The organism is Cylindrospermopsis curvispora GIHE-G1, from assembly GCF_014489415.1.
GTDB classification, from domain to species: domain Bacteria; phylum Cyanobacteriota; class Cyanobacteriia; order Cyanobacteriales; family Nostocaceae; genus Raphidiopsis; species Raphidiopsis curvispora_A.
Map to the genome: position 1 here is coordinate 3,709,668 of NZ_CP060822.1, position 22,640 is coordinate 3,732,307.

Genomic DNA, 22,640 nt, shown 5'->3' on the forward strand with positions numbered 1-22,640 from the left:
CCTTTACTGGGGCGACCACCTACCCAAAACTAAAAGTTTTGGGTAGAATTGGGCAGATATTTACTGAAATGAAACTAAGTATTAACTTTCTCCATTGCCTGTCTTAGACTTAAAGGACGCATGTCAGTCCAAACCTCCTCAATATAGGCTAAACATTCTGCTTTATTTCCCTCTTTACCTGCTGCACGCCAACCTAATGGTACTTCTTTCCATTTAGGCCAAATGGAATATTGTTCCTCATGGTTGACTACTACCAAATAAATTGTACTATCGCTTTGCTCGTTGTTATACATTTTACCGTCTTCTAGTATCTATTAACCACTCACATTTTACAGAATTTTTCCTGTCTTAATTTTTTGGCTAAAATCTGGCTCCTCCATCCACATCTATAACACTGGCAGTAAAATAGTCACACTCAATAATAAAACGCACTGCTTGCCAGATTTCATAAGGTTCAGCAATACGTTTCAAGGGTATGCTTCCGGTCATATCAGCTAAAGCTGTGGGTGATACTCGGCTCAAAATAGGAGTATTTGTTAGTCCAGGAGCTACACCTGCTACTCGAAAACCGAAGGGAGCTAATTCTAAAGCCCAGGTGCGTGTATCTGCATCCAGCCCTGCTTTTGATGCGCTATAATTGGATTGTCCAGGGTTTCCTGATCTAGTTACAGAAGAAATATTGACGATCAGTGCTGGAGAAACATTTTGCTCGATAGCTACAGCAGCAAACTCCCGGGCCATGAAAAAAGCACCCGTCAAATTTACATCAATCACTCGCTTCCATTGTGCTGTTGGTAATTTTCTGAGCCAGCCATCCTCATCTTGTGTAACTAATAGACCATCTCTAAGAATGCCTGCATTATTGATAAGGGTATTAGGATAACCGATTTTTTCACAAGCAGCAAAGATAAATTCTTTAACATTTGATTCATTTGCTACATCCAATTGTAAGACATAGATCTTACCAGGTAATTCTTTGGCCTCTAACTCCAGGCTTTTTAGCCCTTCCATATCTACATCTCCACCAACCACTGTAGCACCTGCACTGGCTAGTTCTAGAGCAATGCAGCGTCCGATCCCACTAGCAGCACCAGTTACTAAGCTCTTAGTATCTTCCAATTTCATTCCCAGATTCCTTAGGGTCTTTGTTTTAAAACTACCTCAAAAATTATAGTTGACTTTTTAAGACACAATGTGGTACTTGTACTTCTAGCAAGAGATAAAACCGTAACCTAGTTCATATGTTTTTCAATCCTGCAATTTTCCCATTTACTTCTGCTTTGGAGGCAAGTTGGCCTGATATCCGTAAAGAACTGGAGCAATTACAGCCAGCAGACTTCATAGATTGGCCCGAGAGGAATATCTACAACCATGGTTGGGGGGTACTAGGACTATACGCTTTTGGACAAAGGTTAGAAGAGAACTGCAGGCTTTGTCCAAAAACGGCTGGAGTTGTGGAAAATATACCTGGCATGATAACAGCTGGATTCTCTTCTTTAGCTCCAGGGACTTATATAGGTCCCCATTTTGGCGTGAGCAAAGCAGTTCTTCGCTGTCATCTGGGTGTGGTTGTACCTGATAACAATTGTGCTATCAGAGTGGATAAGGAAACTAAAAATTGGCAGGAGGGGAAATGCTTAGTTTTTGACGATACTTACGAACATGAAGCCTGGAATAGATCTAATAAAACGCGGATTGTGTTATTGGTAGACTTTATGAGAAGCAACCCCACTTCCGAAGAACTAGTGACAGGCGATCAGAATGTTGACCATGACTATTGGATAAATATCCTTAGACAAAAGGATGTAAATTTAAAGTAAGTAAGTCGGCGGGGAAATTTATAACTACGTAGCGAAAGGTTAAAAAAGGCAAGAGTTGTTAAATTTAATAGGTTTTGTACTATTAAGTGGTCGTGCAAAATAAATTTCGCAGTTCAGGGAGGGAACTGATAACTGAAAAGACCTAACAGATAACCCTTACAGAAATTATTTCTTCAATGAATATGTAAAATTAAATTTGCCTGGGTACTTATTCCAAGGGTTTTGGGCTACACCATTAAACTATTCCTTTAGATTAATTGTCAAAAAACCACAACATTCTCCCCGATTTCTACACCAAATCTCCCCTAAATCTTCACCAGTTCTTCGATATTATCTTAAGGGAAGCGACTACTCCTTTCTAATTGTAACGAATACTAATCACTTAAACCATGGAAGTTTACGTATTGCCCCTGTCTGTAAGTCAAAAACAATTTTGGTACCGGGAAATAATGTTTACGGGCAATACGGCCTATCATATTCCCATAGGGTTAAATTTATTGGGTGACCTAGACTTTACTCTTCTAGAGAAATGTTTTCGCTACATTATCAATCGTCACGAAATTCTCAGAACCACTTTTGCGCTAGAAAATGGTGAACCTGTACAGTTGGTTCGTAGTGAACAACAGTTTCATTTACAACATAGGACCCTAGAATTGCCCCCGGAAAAATGGTCTGATTATGACCGATTACTAACCATTAAAAAAATCTTAGAGGACGAATCTCGTCAGTTGTTTGATCTAATTAAAGGTCCATTGTTGAGAGCAACGCTCTATAAAATATCAAATAAAGAACATATCCTTTTAGTCAATCTTCACCACATCATTAGTGATGGTTGGTCTTTGGGTATATTCATTCAGGAATTAACTCAGTTGTATGTTTCCAGGGCAGAAATTTCATTACCCGAACTACCAATTCAATATGGAGATTACGCCGAGTGGCAAGAGACCTATTTACAAACACAAAGAATTCAAGATCAATTAGCATATTGGCAAAAGAAATTAGCCTTACCATTACCGATTCTAGATTTACCGTCAGATAAAAATCGTCCCGCCTTACAGACCTTTAGTGGTGCAGTATTGCGTAAAACCCTACCCAGGGATTTAATAGATTCCTTAGAAGCTGTGGCCGCAAAAGAGGGGGTTACATTCTTTATGGTCACATTGGCGGTGTATCAAATTCTCTTGTTTCGTTACTCTGGACAAACGGATATTATCATTGGTACTCCTTGTGCTAATCGCAACAGGGGTGAATTGAAAAATTTGATTGGTTGTTTTATCAACACCCTACCCATAGTTTGCAGTTTAACGGGTCAACTTTCTTTTAAACAGGTGTTGCAACAAGTGGCCTCAACCTGTGTGGAGGCTTTTGCTAATCAAGAAGTTCCATTGGAAATAATAATTGATAAACTGAATATCACAAGGGATCCTGCCCACTCCCAGGTTTTTCAGAGTCTTTTCGCTCTACAGAATGCACCGATTGAAGAAATTAAGTTACCTGGGTTGACGGTTCAACCTGTATATTTAGATAACGGGGGAGCCAAATTTGATCTTAGTTTAATGCTAGAACCCACATTTGAAAAAGGATGGATAGCCGCATTAGAGTATAATACAGATTTATTTACAGCCCATACAGCCGAGGATATATTAAGACATTATGAGCAACTTTTAAGTGCAGTTATTGGGAACCTCGACACTAAAATTGATACTTTACCTTGGCTAAATACAGAAGAAAGAAGAGAACTGTTGTCTTTTGGATCTAGTGCCAGTGATCAAGAAGTTGAAGCGACAAATTTAGTTGATGTTTTTAGTCATATAGTAAACACTTATGGGGAAAAAGTTGCTCTAATTGAATCAGAAAGGACATTAACTTATCAGAAATTAAATCAGATATCAAACCAGTTGGCAAGTCACCTAATCGAAAAAGGAGTAGGCGCAGAAACCAGAGTAGGAATTTTCCAAGAACGTAGTCTGGAATTAGTAGCTTCCATCCTAGCAGTTTTAAAATGTGGTGCAACTTATGTTCCCTTAGATCCCCAATATCCAGCAGAGAGACTCAACTTCATAGCCCAAGATAGTGGTATTAGGTTGGTAATTACCACGGAACCCTTAAGAGCAAAAATTCCCGGGGAAATACCAGAACTTTTGTTAATTGACACCATGAAACCTACCAACCAATTGGTGCATCCAATCTCGAAGATTTTCCCGGAACAAGCAGCCTATATTATCTACACCAGTGGTTCCACAGGAAAACCAAAAGGCTGTTTAGTTACTCATAAAAATGTCCTCCGATTAATGAGAAACACTCAAAAATGGTTTGAGTTTAATGAGAAAGATGTATGGACAATGTTTCACTCATTTGCCTTTGATTTTTCAGTGTGGGAAATGTGGGGAGCATTATTGTATGGTGGTAAATTAGTAATAGTTCCCTATCTTGAAAGTCGTTCTCCCCATGATTTTAGACAGCTTTTAGCAACCCAACAGGTAACCATTCTCAATCAGACCCCTTCAGCTTTTCGTCAACTGATCAGAGCTGATCAAGAATTCACCCATCCTTTGAATAATTTGAGGGCAATTATTTTTGGTGGAGAAGCATTAGAACTGCAAAGTCTTAAACCTTGGATTGAACGTTATGGTGATAGTCATCCCAGGCTGATTAACATGTATGGAATCACGGAAACTACGGTTCACGTTACTTATCGTCAAATTTTGGCAGAAGACATTTTAGAAAACCGTGGTAGTGTAATTGGTATACCTATTCCTGATTTGTGTCTATACATACTAGACAGATATTTTGAACCGGTACCTTATGGAGTTGCTGGGGAAATTTATGTAGGAGGAATGGGTGTGTCAAGAGGATATCTAAACCGCCCTTCTTTGACAGCAGAAAGATTTATTCCCAACCCTATCAGTCAAAAACCGGGGGCTAGATTGTATCGTACCGGAGATTTGGCCAGAAGATTGAGAAATGGTGATATTGAATATTTGGGACGTTGTGACTCCCAAGTGAAAATACGTGGGTTTAGAATTGAATTGGCGGAAATTGAAGCAGCTATAAATAAATTAACCCAAGTATCTGAATCTGTGGTCACTGTCCACTCAACCTCAGATCAAGACCGGAGATTAGTAGCCTATATTGTCCTGAGAAGTATAAATAATAATGAAATTGATAGAAATGAATTAAGGAAAGCTCTAAAGGAGAGTTTACCTGATTATATGGTTCCAGCAGCTTTTGTATTTTTAGATGCCATACCTTTGACCAATCAAGGCAAAATTAACCGTGGAGCTTTACCCTTACCCGATTGGGATCAGTCAACCACAAAAAGGAGTTTTATCCCTCCTGAAACTGATGCACAAAAGGCGTTATGTCACATTTGGCAACGGGTTTTAGGTATAGAAGAGATTGGCATTGAGGATAACTTCTTTGACTTGGGTGGTGACTCCATTTTAGCGTTGCGGGTGATCACAGAAATGCGTTCCCAAGGTTGGATATTAACCCCTAAGCAAATTTTCGAACAACAAACTGTCCAGAGATTGGCCCTGGCAATACAAGAACAAACCGATCTGCAAAGTTTTGCCGCAGCTGAAAATAATAATATACCCACAGGTGAAGTTCCCCTGAGTCCAATCCAACAGTGGTTTTTTGATCTCAAACTTTCTAATCCCCATCATTGGAATCAAACCTTGTTACTACAGGTAGATCCTTCTTTGCAGGTGACCCAAGTAGCAACAGCAATCAAGGTGGTTTTTGCCTACCACGATAATTTCCGACTTAGGTTTCAAAAGGAGTCGCAAGGTTGGCGGCAATTTTATGTAGAGAAGGATCAAGATGATGGATTTCCTTGGGAGGTAGTTGATCTGGACTTAAAAAGTGAAATTGAGCAAAATTCAATCATGAAGGAGGTCAGGGAAAAAAGTGAGAAATCGCTAAATTTGACCGAGGGACCAGTTTACATGGTAAAGTGGTTCAATCTGGGAGCGAATCGCCCGTCACAATTATTGATTGTCATCCATCACTTGATTATTGATGGTGTGTCTTGGAGGATTTTGCTACAAGATTTAGTTGACGTAATTGGTGGCAATAAACTGTCTTTTAAGACTACCTCGTGGCAAAAATGGTGTGAGTTCATACATGGCTACGTCAACTCCTATAATATTCAGAGTGAAAAGTTGTTTTGGCAAAACACCCTGGCTAGGAAAACGGCAAAACTACCATTAGATTTTCCCGAGTCCCTAGCTGAAAATCTAGAGTATTCTGTGAGCACAGTTAGTTGCCAATTGACAGCAAAAGAAACTCTAACTTTGCTGACTACAGCTAATAAAACCTACCGGACTAACCCTCAGGAATTATTAATTGCTGCTCTGGGAAAAACTCTGGCAGACATAACCCAAAATTCCTACGTCCAAATTATGCTAGAGGGTCATGGTAGAGAGGAATTATCTTCAGATTTAGATGTTACCCGTACTCTGGGTTGGTTTACTACTCTCTACCCCGTGAGTTTGGATTTGCCAAAAGGTGATTCTCAAACGGAAGCTATTAGAGAAATTATTAAAAGTGTCAAAGAACAATTGCGTGCTGTTCCCCAACGTGGGTTTGGTTATGGAATTTTAAAATATCTTGATCAGGAAACAAAACCGTTGTTAGCATCAGCAGTTGAAATCAGCTTTAATTATCTTGGTCAAGTGAGAAACGAGGGTGGTGCTAGACATAAATTTTTTACCCTATTAAATTCTCAAGGATTACCTACCAGAGATCCCCAAGCTACACGTCCCCACATCATTGATGTTAATGCTATTGTTGTGGAAGGAGAATTGCGTATTGACTGGTTATATAGTTCTAATTTGCACCAAGCATCAACTATTAATCGCTGGGTGTCTGATTTCAAGAGTAATCTCCTAAAAGTCGTGAACTTCTGTACAGAGGTGGGTGTGGGTGAGTACACACCTACAGACTTTACCCTTGCGCAACTTAACCAGTCAAAATTGGATATTTTGCAAAATCAATATCCCCATTTAGAAGATATTTATCCCCTTTCTCCTTTGCAGCAGGGAATGCTGTTCCATGCCATCTATGAACCAGATCAAGGAATTTATTTTGAGCAAGTAACTGGGAAGATAATTGGTAAATTGGATGTTGATAAATTTGCCTATGCTTGGCAAGTCATTGTAGACAGACACCCAGTTTTACGTACTTGTTTTGTTTGGGAAGAGCAAGATCAACCCCTGCAAATTGTCAACAAGGGAACTGGATTTTCACTGATTTATAAGGAGTGGCGCGACCTATCCCCTGCACAACAGATAGAGAAAATGGGCGAATACTTAGTGAAAGATAAGGAGCAGGGATTTAATCTCAATGATAGTCCTCTGATGCGATTTACTCTTATTTGTCTGGACGATTCCACATGGCAATGGTTGTGGAGTCATCATCATATTATTCTTGATGGTTGGTCATTACCAGTTATTTTTAAAGAGGTACTAAGCGTATACCAATCAGCTACTGAAAGAGTTCCCCACTCCTTGCTACCTGTTCCTCCCTACCGACATTATATCCAATGGCTAACAGGTCGTGATCAACTAAGGGCTAAACAATTTTGGCAAAAATATTTGGTAGGGATTTCTACTGGTACTCGTTTAGCCTGGGAAATTCCTGACCTAGAAAATAATTCCAGTGCATATCGAGAGGTAGAATTACGATTAGATGACTTAGAATTTGATCTAGTGCAAAAAATGGCCCAGAGTCAAAGGTTAACGCTAAATACAATTGTTCAGGGTGCTTGGGCAATGTGCTTACAAAAGCATGGTGCAGGTGAAGATGTGATGTTTGGTGTAACTGTTGCTGGTAGACCGCCAGAATTATCGAACATGGAAAATATGGTGGGACTTTTCATCAATACTTTGCCAATGCGAGTGAAAATTGACCCTAGTCTATCCCTTGCTGATTGGTTGCAAAATATTCAACAGCAACATTTGGAAATGCGGGAGTATGAATATAGCAAATTGGCTGATATCCAAAAAGATTTGAATCTAGCAGGTTTAGCTTTGTTTGAAAGTCTGCTGGTGTTTGAGAATTATCCTGTTGACCAAAATTTAAAGAAACAGTTACCGGATTTCAGGGTTGATGACATTCAATTCTATGAAAGAACTAATTACCCGTTAACTGTGGGTGTCATTCCTGATCAGGGGTTGTTGTTAAAGCTAAACTATCAAACAAAGTTTTTGTCAGGTAATGCTGCAGAAAATTTGATATTACGTTTTCGTAATATCATCGTCAATATGACATTAAAACCAGAACAAACACTAGCGCAAGTTCTTGCTTTGTCAATTTCTGAACGGGAAGGATTAATCAATGCTTCTGAGAGTAATATTATAATAGAGGGAGGGTTTAAAACTGCCCATCAGTTATTTGAGTCCTATGCTGATCTCCAACCTGATTCCATTGCTGTGGTTTGTGATGAGTATAGCATTACCTATGGTGAGCTGGAAAACCGTGCTAACAATCTAGCGACTCAACTGGTAGATACTGGCATTGCTTATGAGTCCATAGTTGGGTTGTATTTTGACCCTGGTATTGAGTATATTATTTCCCTATTGGCAGTATTAAAAGTTGGTGGAGCATTTTTACCTTTGGATCGTAGTTATCCTGATCATAGGCTAAGATTTATTATAGAAAATAGTCAAGTATCAGTAATATTGACTAACAACATCATAGGATTGCCATTACAAGAAAATCTCCAAGTCTTAAATATTAGGAATTTGGAATCAAAGGGGAATCATCCCAGGTTGAATTTAAAGGTGAGACCGGAAAATTTGGCTTATGTAATTTATACATCTGGGTCTACTGGTAATCCAAAAGGTGTTTTAGTTACCCACTCTGGAATTCAAAACCTGGTGCAATGTCAGACAATGAGTTTTGGTGTCACAGCAAAAAGTCGTGTCTATCAATTTGCTGCTTTGAATTTTGACTCTGCTATAGCGGAGATTTTTATGTCCTTGGGTAGTGGGGCTGTGTTATATATACAATCCCAGGCACATCGTTCTCCTGGTTCCGAACTGTGGCAGAAATTAACAAACTGGGAAATTACCCATGTCACCCTTCCTCCATCGTTAGTAGCATCAATTGATACCCAAGACTTGCCTCGATTACAGACCTTGATTTTGGCTGGAGAAGCTGTTTCTGGAGATTTGCTACGGCGCTGGGGTAGAGGGCAACGGAGATGTTTTAATGCTTATGGACCCACAGAGGCAACAGTGTGTGCCAGTTTAATAGACTGTACCCACTTGCTTGGGGAACCAAGTATTGGCAAAGGAATCCCCAATGTGGAAATTTACCTTCTGGACTCATTTTTAGAGCCAGTTGTTCCCGGTGTGATCGGTGAAATTTATATCGGGGGCATTGGTTTAGCACGTGGTTATTTACAACGCCCTGGTTTGACAGCAGCTTTATTTATTCCCCATCCCTTTACCAAAACACCAGGATCTAGGCTTTATAAAACTGGCGATCGCGCTGTTTATGATCCAGAAGGTAACATTCGCTTTATAGGGCGTTATGATAATCAAGTTAAAATTAACGGTTATCGTATAGAGTTAGGAGAGATAGAAGCGGCTTTAACTAAACACGAGGCTGTAGAGAGTGCATTAGCTGTACTGCGGACAGATTTAATAGGACGTAATCGTATTCTGGGATACGCTTTGATAAAACCAGTGGAGGGTAGGGAACAACCAAATGATTTAAAAGAACACCTGGCCAAAATATTACCTGATTATATGATTCCGGGTGCGGTCATAGTGGTAGATGAATGGCCCCTAACTCCCAATGGTAAAATAGACCGCCAGAGGTTAGCAACACCCGATTTTTCAAGTACGGAAGTCATACCCAAAACGGATATAGAACAAATATTCGCCCAAATTTGGATAGAATTACTGGGACTAGAAACCGTTAATCCGCAGGATAATTTCTTTGAAATGGGGGGAGACTCAATTATCAGCTTACAAATGGTAACTCGCGCTCGTGCAGCAGGGTGGGAAATTAGCCCCAAAGATATTTTCGAGGGACAAACCCTTTCCCGCATAGCCACCAGGGCTAAATTGATGGAAACGCAAACGGAAATTGTTGAGCCTTTAACTGGGTTTATTCCCCTTTCCCCCATTCAGAATTGGTTTTTTGCCCAAAACTTTCTCCATCCCCATCACTGGAATCAGTCTGTGGCCTTGACTTGCAAACAACCCGTAAACACGGATGCATTAGTAGTAGCCCTACATACCTTGGTATCTCATCACGATATTTTCCGCATTGGGTTTGCCGAAAATGAAGGGGAATGGCAACAGTTCTATGTGGGTGAGGCCAAAAGTCCCAATGTGAAAATTATAGATTTTAGCCATTATTTACCAACTACCCACCTGGCATTTTTAAATTCAGCATTAGAAACAGAACATAGCAGTTTTAAACTTGACAGACCGCCATTAATAAGAATTCTCTGCGGTAGAAACTTGAATAATTATGGTGACGTGCTGTTTATATTTGCTCATCATTTAATTATAGATGCGGTGTCATGGCGTATTTTGCTAGAAGACTTAAATCAGGCCTACCAACAAACTATAGATCAACTAGACCAACTACAACAACCTAATTCCCCCCTTTCTCTACCTGTAAAAACAGCATCCTATAGGTCATGGACTACACACTTACACAGCTTGGCATCCTCCAAAATGACTCAAGATACTCCATTCTGGAAGGATATTCTGAATGCTGTAATTACTCCCCTACCTGTGGATAAGTCAGGCAATAATTCTGTGGATAGCACGGCAATTATATCCACTTACCTTACTGCAGAACAAACCGTAACACTGATAAAACAAGCGACTGTTACCTATCACGCTAGCGTGCAGGAAATTATGTTAGCTGCATTATTAAATACCCTCATCAGTATATACAAATCGGATCAGTGGCTGATTGACTTAGAAGGACATGGTAGGGAAGACATAGGCCATAACTTGGATCTTTCTAGAACAGTGGGGTGGTTTACCTGTCTTTATCCTATCTTGCTTAAACAACCAACCAATCCAGACAATCATGAAATTCTCCTCAAAGAGATTAAAAACCAATTACGAACGATTCCTCACCATGGAATTAGTTTTGGGTTACTACGTTATCTCAACCTAAATCAGCCTTTAAAAGAGAGTAAAAATGCTGATATTAGTTTTAATTATCTAGGTAGCCTGGACAGTCCATTAGGGGATAATCATAACTTTAGTGTCAGTGATGCTCCCGTAGGAGCAGGCGTATTTGCCTTACAACAGCGTACCCATATTTTAGCTATCAATGCCAAAATACAGGATAAGATTTTGCAAGTTGAATGGTCTTATAGTAGGAATATACATTATGATCAAACTATCGAGAATATAGCGAAAACATATTTACAAAGTTTAGGTTTGTATCTCACTAATTCCGATTCGGCTAACTCGTCATTTTATAGTGCTTCTGATTTCCAATTGGTGGATTTATCAGAAAGCGAACTTGGAGAGCTTCTAGAGGATTTAGAATGATTAAAACCTCCTGTAGATAAATAAAAAGCCCATTTAAATAAATCAAAAAAAGGTAAAATTTCATGGCTGGACTCAAAGACAAAATCGAAGATATTTTCCCCCTGACACCATTACAAAAGGGACTTTTATTTCACACCATATATGAACCAGAATCGGGAGTATATTTTGAACAATTACATTGTAGATTAGAAGGGGATGTTTCTACAGTTGCAGTGCGTCAAGCTTGGCAGACTTTGGTAGATCGTCATGCCATTTTACGAACTGCAATCGTTACTAAAGGGCAAAGTGAACCTGTACAAGTTGTATTTCGTCACCTAAAATTTAATATAGAAGAGGAAGACTGGAGGGGACTAAGCGATGACGTACAAAAACACCGCCTGCAAGATTTTTTAGAAGCAGATAAACGCAAAGGATTTGTTCTGAATCGTCCCCCATTGATGCGAGTTACCTTAATTCGTTTTAGGGAAGATGTATGGTATTTGGTATGGAGTCATCACCATATAATTTTAGATGGGTGGTCTTGGCCCATCTTGCTTAAGGAATTCCTCACCTTACACAAAGCAGCTAAAGAAAATATAGAAGTCGCCCTACCAAATAGACGTCCATACGGAGACTTTATAGCTTGGTTAAAACGGAAAGATTTGCAAGAGAGCAAAATTTTTTGGCAGCAATACATGTCAGGGTTTGAAAGTGCTACACCCTTACTAATGACCTCAAAAAGCAGAGTAAATCCTAAATTCAAAGGTGGTGAAATCACCAAACAATTATCACCAGAAATAACAGATTTATTAGGGAGATTAGCACGAAATTGTAGCGTTACCCTAAATACCGTAATTCAGGGAGCTTGGGCAATATTGCTCAACCGTTACAGTCGCAGTAATGATGTTGTGTATGGAATTACAGTTGCTGGTAGACCTCCGGAAATTCCCGGGGTAGAACAAATGATTGGGCCATTCATCAATACTTTACCATTCCGGGTTGCCATATCAGGAGATCAAACTCTGAATACTTGGTTACAAAATTTACAATTCCAGGCAGCTTCAATGCGTCAATTTGAACACACAAGTTTATCAGATATTCGCGCATGGAGTGATATTCCCGCAGGAAGTGAGATGTTTGAAACCCTGCTAGCTTTTGAGAATTTCCCCGTTGATAAGTTATTAAAAATTAGTGATTTTGGTTTAAATGTAGCAGAGTCCCATTTCTTAGAGACCACTCATTATCCTATTACCTTAGTTGTCATTCCCAGTGATACAATTGCTATTAAACTAAGTTATAATACGAATCGTTTTAGTGACACAACCATGAAATTATTGCTAGACCAGTTTAGCAATTTATTATTAAACATGGCGAATCATCCTCAATCGTTATTGCAAGACATATCCTTGTTGAGTCACCAAGAAAAGCAACAGATAAAAAACAAAAGAGAACAAACTAATTCTTCATATACTACTATTAATGAGATGTTTGCTGAGACTGCCAGTAAATATCCAGAACGTATAGCTTTAACCTATGAAAATCAAACACTGACATACCGAGAATTAGAAGAACGATCTAATGCCATAGCTCGCCATTTAAAATCTCTGGGAATCGGTAGTGAGAAACGAGTGGTAATTTGTTTAGACCGGACTCCCGAATTAATCATTTCCATGTTAGGTGTGGTGAAAGCAGGGGGTATATATGTTCCAGTAGATCCGAGTTACCCCCGTGACAGGATTGAATTTACCATTACAGACTGTGGTGCAGAAGTAATTATCACCACAACTAACACCAGCCAAGAATTGCCAAATGGTATTACCCGAGTTTGTTTAGATGTTGAAGATGCAGCTTATTTAAAAACAAGTGCTGAACCTATAGACACAGACAATGTAACCCCGAATTCAGGGGCTTATATTATTTATACATCTGGCTCAACAGGTAAGCCAAAAGGGGTATTGGTCACTCACAAGAATCTGACCCGGCTATTTAAAAGTACAGAGCATTGGTTTAAATTTAATCAACAAGATGTTTGGACTTTCTTCCATTCTTTTGCCTTTGACTTTTCTGTATGGGAAATATGGGGAGCTTTGCTATATGGTGGTAGATTGGTAATTGTTCCCTATTGCGTAAGTCGGGATCCCCAAACTTTTCTGAGATTATTAGAGGAGCAGAAAGTTACAGTTCTCAATCAAACTCCCTCAGCTTTTGCCCAGTTGTTAGCAGTTGCAGACTCAAATTGTAATCTTGACAATTTACGTTATGTAATTTTCGGTGGTGAGGCCCTAAATTTGGGGAGTTTATCTCCTTGGTTTGAAAAATATGGAGACAATCAAACGCGGTTGGTTAACATGTATGGGATTACAGAAACAACAGTTCATGTAACCTATAGACCAATTAGCAAACAAGATATAGACAACTTATCTGGTAGTTTAATTGGTGAACCAATTCCGGATTTAGATATTTACATTCTGGATGCTGATGGCAACCTGCTACCAACAGGGGTAATTGGGGAAATGTATATTGGTGGAGCGGGAGTTGCCCATAGTTACTTGAACCGTCCAGAATTAACAGCAGAAAGATTTATAGAGGCCAGATTTAGACCGAATTGCCGTCTCTATCGCACAGGGGATCTGGGTCGATTCCTTCCTAATGGGGATTTAGAATATTTAGGACGCATAGATTACCAAGTGAAAATCCGGGGTTTCCGGATTGAAATTGGGGAGATTGAAAATGTCCTGGCTGAGATTTCTGATGTTCATGAAAATATTGTCCTGGTTACAACTGACATAGAAACAGGTGAGAATCGGTTAATTGCCTATTTAGTTTGCTCTCCTGAAAAACAACCGACTATCAAAGATATCCGCGATCATCTACAACGGTCTTTACCTGACTACATGATCCCTTCCCAGGTTGTTTATCTGGATAAGTTTCCCCTAACTGCTAACGGTAAGATAGATAGAAAATCTTTACCTATTCCCGAGATGAAAAGGGAAAATATAGGGATTGAATTTGCTGCACCAGAGACAGAAATTGAGCGGAAGTTGGCATCCATTTGGCAGCAAGTTTTAGGAGTTGAGAGAGTTGGTAGATTTGATAATTATTTTGTTTTAGGTGGGGATTCAATCCGTAGTATTCGAGTTTGTTCTCTAGCCCAAGCAGCAGGTTTCAACCTGAAGATTGAGCATATATTTACCCATCCCATTCTAGCAGATCTAGCAACGGATTTGGAAACAACCTTACAACCACTATCTGGTGGAAAAAAACAGGATTATTATCAGGAACCATTTGGTTTAATTGCTACTGAAGATAGAGAGAAACTCACCAATATAGCCGATGATGCTTATCCGTTGGCACAATTACAAGCAGGAATGTGGTTTCACACTGAATATTCCCAAACTTCTACAACTTATCAAGATCTTTTTAGCTTCCGCATTCGCATACCTTTTAATCTACAAGTTTGGGAACAGGCTTATAGTCAGATGTTTACCAGACATCCAGTGCTGAGGACGGCATTTTTTCTGGGAGAATTTAGTCAACCTTTACAAGCAATTATTAAAGATGTATCGGGAAGGGTTATTTTTAAAAACCTCACTAATTTATCCCCATCTGCACAAGATGATTATCTTAGAGTCTTTATTGAGGGAGAACAACAAAGTCGTTTTAATTACAAAAATCCACCATTAATTCGGTTTTTTATTCATCAGTTAAGTGAGGATGTAGTTGAGGCTACCTTAGTGTTCCATCATGCCATTATGGACGGTTGGAGTTTGGCGCAATTTTTAACTGACTTAACAGGTTTATACTTACACTTAATGGGTAGAGGTGTCCCCAGTTTATCACCTCAAACCGGTTTGGAATATTCCCAGTTTATTGCCTTGGAACAAGAAGCTTTACAAGATAAAAAACAAAGGGAATTTTGGCAACAACAGCTAGAAGATATTCCCTTGACTAAATTGCCTCGCTTACCAAGAAAAAACCTTCCCAAAATGCACCCCACCATTGGAAAAGTTGATATCACCTTATCACAGACAACTTCCCAAGGTTTAAAAGATGTGGCTCACCAATTAGGCGTACCGTTGAGAACTGTATTGTTGGCAATACATTTACACATTCTGTCTGTGTTTTCAGGAGATGAAGAAATAGTGACAGGATTAGTTAGTAATGGTAGACCTGACACAACAGATGGCGACCAAGTTTTGGGTCTATTCTTAAATACCTTACCATTACGGTTACGACTACCTCATGGTTCTTGGGTAGATTTGATTAAGGCAACATGGTTAGCTGAACAAGCATTAGTAGCAAATCGTCGATTTCCTCTACCAGAAGTGCAAAGACTAAATGGTGGTCTTCCCCTATATGAAACATCCTTGAATTTCATTCATTTTCATGTTTACCAAGGATTATTAAATTGGCGTGAGGTAGAGTTATTAAAATCAACATCTTTTGAAGAAACCAATATCCCCTTTGCGGTTACTTGGAACCAGGAAGTTGCATCGGCTAATATAAGCCTGAATATTGCCTATAGCCATGCTGAATTTACTCAAGACCAAGTTGATAATATTGCTAATTACTATCAGCTTTGCTCAGAACTGGTGAGTGAAAACTGTGTGGGAAATAGGGAATTTTCATTAGCGCCACAGGAATTTATTTATGAGAAACAACTATCAACTTCTCGTCCAACAATTACACCAGTTCATCAAATTGTTGCTCAACAAGCAGCAGTCAGGCCCAAAGAGATAGCAGTTATTTGTGAGGGGGAAGGTTGGACATACGAGCAGTTAAATCAAAAAGCTAATCAGCTGGCACATTTCTTGCAGTCCCAAGGTATAACCCAAGAAAAACCTGTGGGTATTTGTTTGGAACGTTCCCTAGATATGGTTTGTGCCATGTTGGGAGTAATGAAAGCAGGTGGTTGTTATGTTCCCATAGATCCTCATTACCCTAGTGCCCGCATCCAATCCATGTTAGAAGATGGGAACCTTGATTTGCTTCTGACTCGTTCAGATTTAAAAGTCAATTACCACCAAAATTCCCAGAAAACCATTTTTGTTGACACTCAACACCGAGAAATTGAGGAGCATTCTCAGGAAAATTTAAATGTCTCCGTCTTTCCTGATAATATTGCCTACATTATTTTTACTTCCGGATCTACTGGTAAGGCCAAGGGAGTAGCCATTTCCCATGGAGCTTTAGTATCCCATCAAACTTGGTTTGTAGACAAGTTCAGTGTAACTAATGCTGATATAGTCCTGCAAAAAACCCCCTTCAGTTTTGACGCTTCCGTTTGGGAATTTTGGACACCATTGATGGTAGGTGGAAAACTGGTCATGGCTAAACCAGGAGGACACCAAGATCCAGCATACTTGGTAAAAACTATACAACAAGAAAAAGTCACCTTGTTCCAATTAGTACCCAGTTTGCTGGAAGTAGTTTTGGGTGAGCCTGAACTAGAGCATTGTGGCAGTTTGAGGTTGGTATTTAGTGGTGGTGAGGTTCTCAAAAACAGAGTTTGGCAGAAGTTTCAGGAAAAATTACCTATTCCTCTAATTAATCTTTATGGTCCGACGGAAACTACAATTGACGTTACCTTCCACAACTGTCAGGAAAATGACAATATTGCCAATCTTGACCAGATTCCCTTGGGTCAACCAGTTACCAATGTGAAATTATATATTCTCAACTCCTTACTCCAACCTGTACCCATAGGAACACCAGGGAATATCTTCGTGTCAGGATCCCAAGTGGCGCGTGGTTATTGGCACGCACCAGGAATGACTGCGGAAAGATTTTTACCCGATCCTTTTGTCCCAGGACAGAGAATGTATGATACAGGAGATCGTGCTCGTTATTTACCGGGTGGTAATATAGAGTTTCTCGGACGTATAGATCAACAAATAAAAGTACGCGGGTTCCGCATTGAAACTAGTGAAATTGTTGCCGCACTAGAGGCACAGTCTTGGGTAAATCGTGCATTAGTTAAAGTAATTTCTGGTTCCCAAATTTCCAGTTCCGACAGATTAAATTATCTGGTAGCTTACGTACAACCTCGGTTAAATACACCGAACAATTGGCAAAAAATTCTGCGCCTGGAATTGGTACAGATTTTACCGGAATATATGATTCCTAACTTATTTATTAGTATTGATAGTTGGCCATTGTTACCCAATGGAAAAATTGATATTAATTCTTTACCTGATCCACAAGTTGTAGAAACAACAGTATCTCAAGAATATGTTCCCCCCGAAAGCGAAACTGAAAAAATATTAACTAAACTCTGGCAACAGGTGTTAAGATTACCTCGTTTGGGTACTCGTGAAAACTTCTTTGAGTTGGGTGGTGATTCAATTATCGGGCTACAAATTATTGCCAAAGCCAGAGACTTGGGTATTTATTTCACGGCCCAAGATCTGTTCAAATACCCTACGGTAGCCGATTTAGCAAATCATGTAAGGAAAGAAGATAACTTTTCTCAACTGCCAACTGTTGAAACAGGAGAAATTCCGTTAACCCCTATTCAAGAATGGTTTTTTAAGCAATCCCTACCACATCCCCATTATTGGAATCAAGCAGTTTTGTTGGATGTAAAAGCACAGATTACTACTGGAGATTTACAAAAAGCTGTTAATCAAATAATGGGCAAACATCCCGCTTTCAAATTAAAATTCCGTCAAACGGAAAAGGGATGGATACAAGAATTGGATAATGATAGTCAGCATTTAAATGTGGACGTTGTTGATCTAACGGATATTCCAGAAATTGAATTATCTACCCACCTCCAAACCCTAGCTACACAGTTTCAGGGACAATTGAACCTGGAAACTGGGAAGTTATTCCGTGTAGTTTATTTTCAAACAGCAGCAACTACACCTGATAAAATACTATTAATTATTCATCACCTCATCGTTGATGGTGTGTCTTGGCGTGTAATTTTACAGGATCTGGTTGGGAGTATGAGAAATGTTACTCAAGATCAATCCCTATCTTCCTTTCAAGCAAAGCCAAGTGTGAGTTTTCCCCAGTGGAGTCGTTATCTACGCAACATGAGCCATATTACTTGGGAAGTAGATCTGGAATTTTGGCAGAAACAAGCAGTCCGTGACTTTACTCTACCCCTAGATTTTCCTGAAAAAATAGCAGATAACAAAGAAAATTCAGCTGCTCAAGTTGAGTTTGCTCTCACAGAAACAGAAACTAATAAAATGTTGTTGGAAATTTCCCGTACCCGTAAAGTGAGCATTCAAGAAATCTTACTTACAGCACTCGCAACAACACTGAGAGAGTGGACTGGGAGATCGGAAATAGTTATTGCTTTAGAAACCCATGGTCGAGGAAGTAGTTTAGATCTGGATATATCTGACTCTGTCGGGTGGTTTACTTCCCTTTTTCCCTTTAGAATAACAACTGTAAATTCCAATGTCTTAGATAACTTGTCGGGTCTTAAAGAACAGCTAAATGGAATACCTAATAATGGTTTATCCTACGGTATTCTCAGTCAAAAACCAGAACATGGGGAAATTTTGCCTCCCATCCCCCAAGGAATTATCTTTAACTATTTGGGACAGTTTGATGAGCAAATTCCAGCTGATGCACCTTTCACACCCGCAACACAAGATTCGGGGATTTCTCGACATCCTGAAAATCAACGTACCTTCCAATTGGAAATAACTGGTCTCATTGTGAATAGGAAACTGGAAATACGTTTTGGTTTTAGCACCAACTTACACCGGGAACAAACTATTCGTAATTTGCTGCATACCTATCAACAATGTTTACGTAACTTGTTAATGGGTAGCGAACAAAAACTTGTCCGTTGGAATCCCGAAGATTTTCCCTTGGCTAATTTAAATCAGGAACAATTAAATATTGCTGTTAGTGGAATAAGTGATTTGCAAGACATCTATCCTCTTGCACCAGTTCAAGAGGGTATTATTTTTCATGCTAACTATGAAATTGAAAAAGACATTTATCTACAACAAGTAACAGGCAAAATCACGGGAGACTTAAATGTGGAAATATTTAAGTCAGCTTGGGAAAACTGCATTAATCATCATTCTATCCTGCGCACATCCTACATTTGGCAGTCCCTTCCCCGTCCTTTAGCTAGAGTACATAGCAGCGTGAATTTGCCTTTTGTTTATCAAGATTGGTGCGGTACTGATGACTGGGAGCAAAAATGGTCAGATTTATTAATGGAAGATCGTCAACAGGGTTTGTCAACTGAAAGGGCACCCTTGATGAGGTTAATTTTGGTAAAAACTGACAAGGCAAAATGGCGATTTTGTTGGACACACCATCACGTATTAATAGATGGGTGGTCCTTGCCATTAGTTTTTCAACATGTTATTTCCTTTTACCAAGCAGAGCAAAAGCATCAATTTTTGAAGTGGCCACCAGTCCCTAATTATCGGGATTTTATTGTCTGGTTAAATCAAAAGCCAATTGAGCAAGCAGAGGTTTTTTGGCGCGATCAATTAGCGGGTTTAGACTCTGTAACTAAAATAGGATTAACCAGCAATCCATTAGATAATGGAGAAGATTATCAGGTTGTACAAACTACTCTACAACCGGAAGTTTATGCCCAGCTCAAAAACTATGCAAATAAACACCTGGTTACTGTCAGTACCTTAATAAATGCAGCCTGGGCAATTTTAATCAGCAAATATAGCGGTAGTAATGAAGTTATATTTGGTGTGACAGTTTCCGGAAGACCTACGGAATTATCTGGTTTTGAACAGATGGTGGGTTTATTTATTAATACTCTACCCTTACGTCTCAAATGTGAGCCAGACAAACTAGTAGGAACATGGTTAAAAGAATTAAGCGATCGCATTTTATCTATTAGTGAACACTCCTATAGTTCTTTGGTGGATATACAAGGTTGGAGTAACATAAATAGAGGTGAATCACTATTTGAGTCCATCGTGGTGTATGAAAACTACCCTGTAGGTGAAAAAATACGCAACCATAATGATGATTTAATAATTAGCGATGTAGAATCACTAGAAAAAAATCATTACCCCATAAGTCTTTACGCGTTACCAGGAAAAGATTTAACCTTAAAAATTGCCTTCCAAAAAATAGGAACCACCAAGGAGCGGCAACAATTATTACAACATGTTACAGATATATTAAACACCTTGGCGACCAAATCACCGAGATTTCTTGGCGAGATATGTTTACCCACCTTCCCACTCATACCTATTAAGCATCAACCACCAGTTGCGACTCTAGCGGATCTGTTTAACCAACAGGTGTCAGAGAATGCTAAGTCCCCTGCAATTCTTGAAGGTGAAAAATGGTTAACTTATGGCGAATTGAATGATCAAGCCAATAAAATTGCCCAAGCACTAGTAGAGTTAGGGGTCACGCAAGAAACATTAGTGGGGGTGTGCGTGGATCGCCATGCAGGTTTAGTAACCGCACTGTTAGGAATTATAAAAGCTGGAGCTGCATACTTACCAATAGATCCAGCTTTGCCAATAAATCGCCTGGAATGGATAATTAATGATAGCCAAGCAACAATAATACTAACTGAATCTTCTATTGTTTCTCGATTGCCTAAATCTTCTGCTAGGGTATTGTTATTAGAACCAATACTACAAGAAGAAATAGCCGTCTTCTTTCAACCAAGACCATTAGATTTAGCCAGCATAGCCTACATCATTTATACATCTGGGTCTACGGGTAGACCCAAGGGAGTACAAATTGAGCACCAATCCTTGGTTAATTGCCTCTTGAGCTTTCAAAATCAGCTACAACTAGGTAGTACAGACACACTAGTTGCCGTTACAACAATCTCCTTTGACATCGCAGGATTAGAACTATTGTTGCCCTTAATTAGTGGAGCAAAATTAGTTATTGCTAACCAAGAAACAGCCCAGGATGGATTTAAACTGACTGATTTGCTAGAGCGAAGCCAAGCTACAATTATGCAGGCAACTCCCACCACTTGGAAACTGCTATTAACAGCGGGTTGGCAACCCAAGAATCAGTTTTGTGCCCTGTGTGGGGGAGAAGCTATACCACGCGAATTAGCAAATTTGCTTTTGCAATTGAATATAAACCTCTGGAATGTTTATGGTCCCACAGAAACCACAATTTGGTCAAGCGTTAAACAACTGGAAAGGTCCAAAGATGTAATTTCTATTGGTCGAGAAATTGCCAACACATCTTTATACATTCTAGACAATGGTTTGAACCTACTACCGGAAGGAATTGTGGGAGAATTGTATATTGGTGGTCTAGGACTAGCGAGAGGTTATAGAAACAACCCCACACTCACATCAACAAAATTTATTCCCGATCCCTTTGCCCAAGAGCCAGGATCGCGTTTATACCGTACTGGAGACCTAGCTCGACGGTTATCAAATGGGGAAATTGAGTTTTTAAGCAGAATAGACTACCAAGTGAAAATACGTGGTTATCGCATTGAGCTGGGAGAAATTGAGACCATTTTATCCAGCCATCCCGCTATTACTCAGGCTATTGTCCAAGCAATTGGTGACACTCCCGCTGACCAACGATTAGTTGCTTATGTGGTCCCCACAACCCAACCGCCAACAATAGAAGATCTTCGCTTATACTTACAAAAGTATTTGCCTGAATATATGATACCTTCAGCTTGGGTATTTATTGATCAAGTTCCTCTTACTGACAACAATAAGATTGATCGTCGCGCCTTACCTATGCCAAATTACAAAAGGGAACATAGAGATTGGTTACCACCTAGAAACGCTATTGAAGAGGTACTAGTACTTATGTGGCAAGAATTATTGAAGGTAGAGAAAGTGGGTGTGCAAGACAACTTCTTCCATTTAGGGGGACATTCTTTATTAGTAGGGCAATTTCATGGATACATCAAAAAGGTGTTTGGGATTGACTTGGCATTAAGAGAACTCTTTGATGCGGTAACTATTGAGAAAATAGCACTTCTCCTAATTGAGAAAGAAACCAAGTTGGGTAACACTGAAAAAATTGCTAAGGCCTTTTTACGAATTAAATCTATGACACCGGAAGAGAAAGCTAACCTCCTACAAAATTCAAAGTTGAAAAAACCGAACTAAAAAACCTAAAAATCTTAAAGGTCTCAAAAACATGGAAAAAATACTTATCACTGCTCCATCAGGACCCATCGGATCGAATATCGATCAGTCCAAACACCCTCTATTTAGTGCTTCTAAACTAGCAGCTGATATTATGGTCCAGGAATATGGTCGATATTTTGGTTTAAAAACCTGTTGTTTGCAGGGTGTCCGCTGAACCAAATTCAATCATTATGGTAAGAATTTTAGTACCTCTAACC

At 39.4% G+C, this 22,640-nt stretch carries 5 protein-coding genes and 1 pseudogene; 4 read left to right on the forward strand and 2 right to left on the reverse strand.

The genetic code is table 11. The features are described from left to right. Nucleotides 1-74 precede the first annotated feature (74 nt). Together IAR63_RS16585 and IAR63_RS16590 are read right to left on the reverse strand one after the other, a co-directional pair. Nucleotides 75-293: an MbtH family protein gene (locus tag IAR63_RS16585; protein ID WP_006276683.1), complete on the reverse strand. Its 219-nt coding sequence runs from the start codon at nt 291-293 to the stop codon at nt 75-77. Between the two features lie 67 nt (nt 294-360). Next, entirely contained in the window at nt 361-1,125 is a 765-nt protein-coding gene (locus IAR63_RS16590) for an SDR family oxidoreductase (RefSeq protein WP_006276682.1), read from the reverse strand. A 116-nt stretch (nt 1,126-1,241) separates the two neighbouring features. On the opposite strand from IAR63_RS16590, the gene IAR63_RS16595 reads away from it, so the two are divergent. The 4 genes and pseudogenes from IAR63_RS16595 to IAR63_RS18580 form a co-directional block, all read left to right on the forward strand. Next, nucleotides 1,242-1,820, forward strand: a complete 579-nt coding sequence (locus IAR63_RS16595; RefSeq protein ID WP_057178217.1) for an aspartyl/asparaginyl beta-hydroxylase domain-containing protein — start codon at nt 1,242-1,244, stop codon at nt 1,818-1,820. A 389-nt stretch (nt 1,821-2,209) separates the two neighbouring features. Continuing rightward, nucleotides 2,210-11,359, forward strand: coding sequence for a non-ribosomal peptide synthetase (locus tag IAR63_RS16600; protein ID WP_187706032.1), 9,150 nt, complete (start codon nt 2,210-2,212; stop codon nt 11,357-11,359). Nucleotides 11,360-11,421: 62 nt separating this feature from the next. Beyond that, nucleotides 11,422-22,401 carry a non-ribosomal peptide synthetase gene (locus IAR63_RS16605; protein WP_187706033.1) on the forward strand — a complete coding sequence of 3,660 codons (10,980 nt, stop codon included), beginning with the start codon at nt 11,422-11,424 and terminating at the stop codon, nt 22,399-22,401. A 79-nt stretch (nt 22,402-22,480) separates the two neighbouring features. Next, nucleotides 22,481-22,588, forward strand: a pseudogene (locus IAR63_RS18580) (NAD-dependent epimerase/dehydratase family protein); the annotation flags it as partial. Nucleotides 22,589-22,640 lie beyond the last annotated feature (52 nt).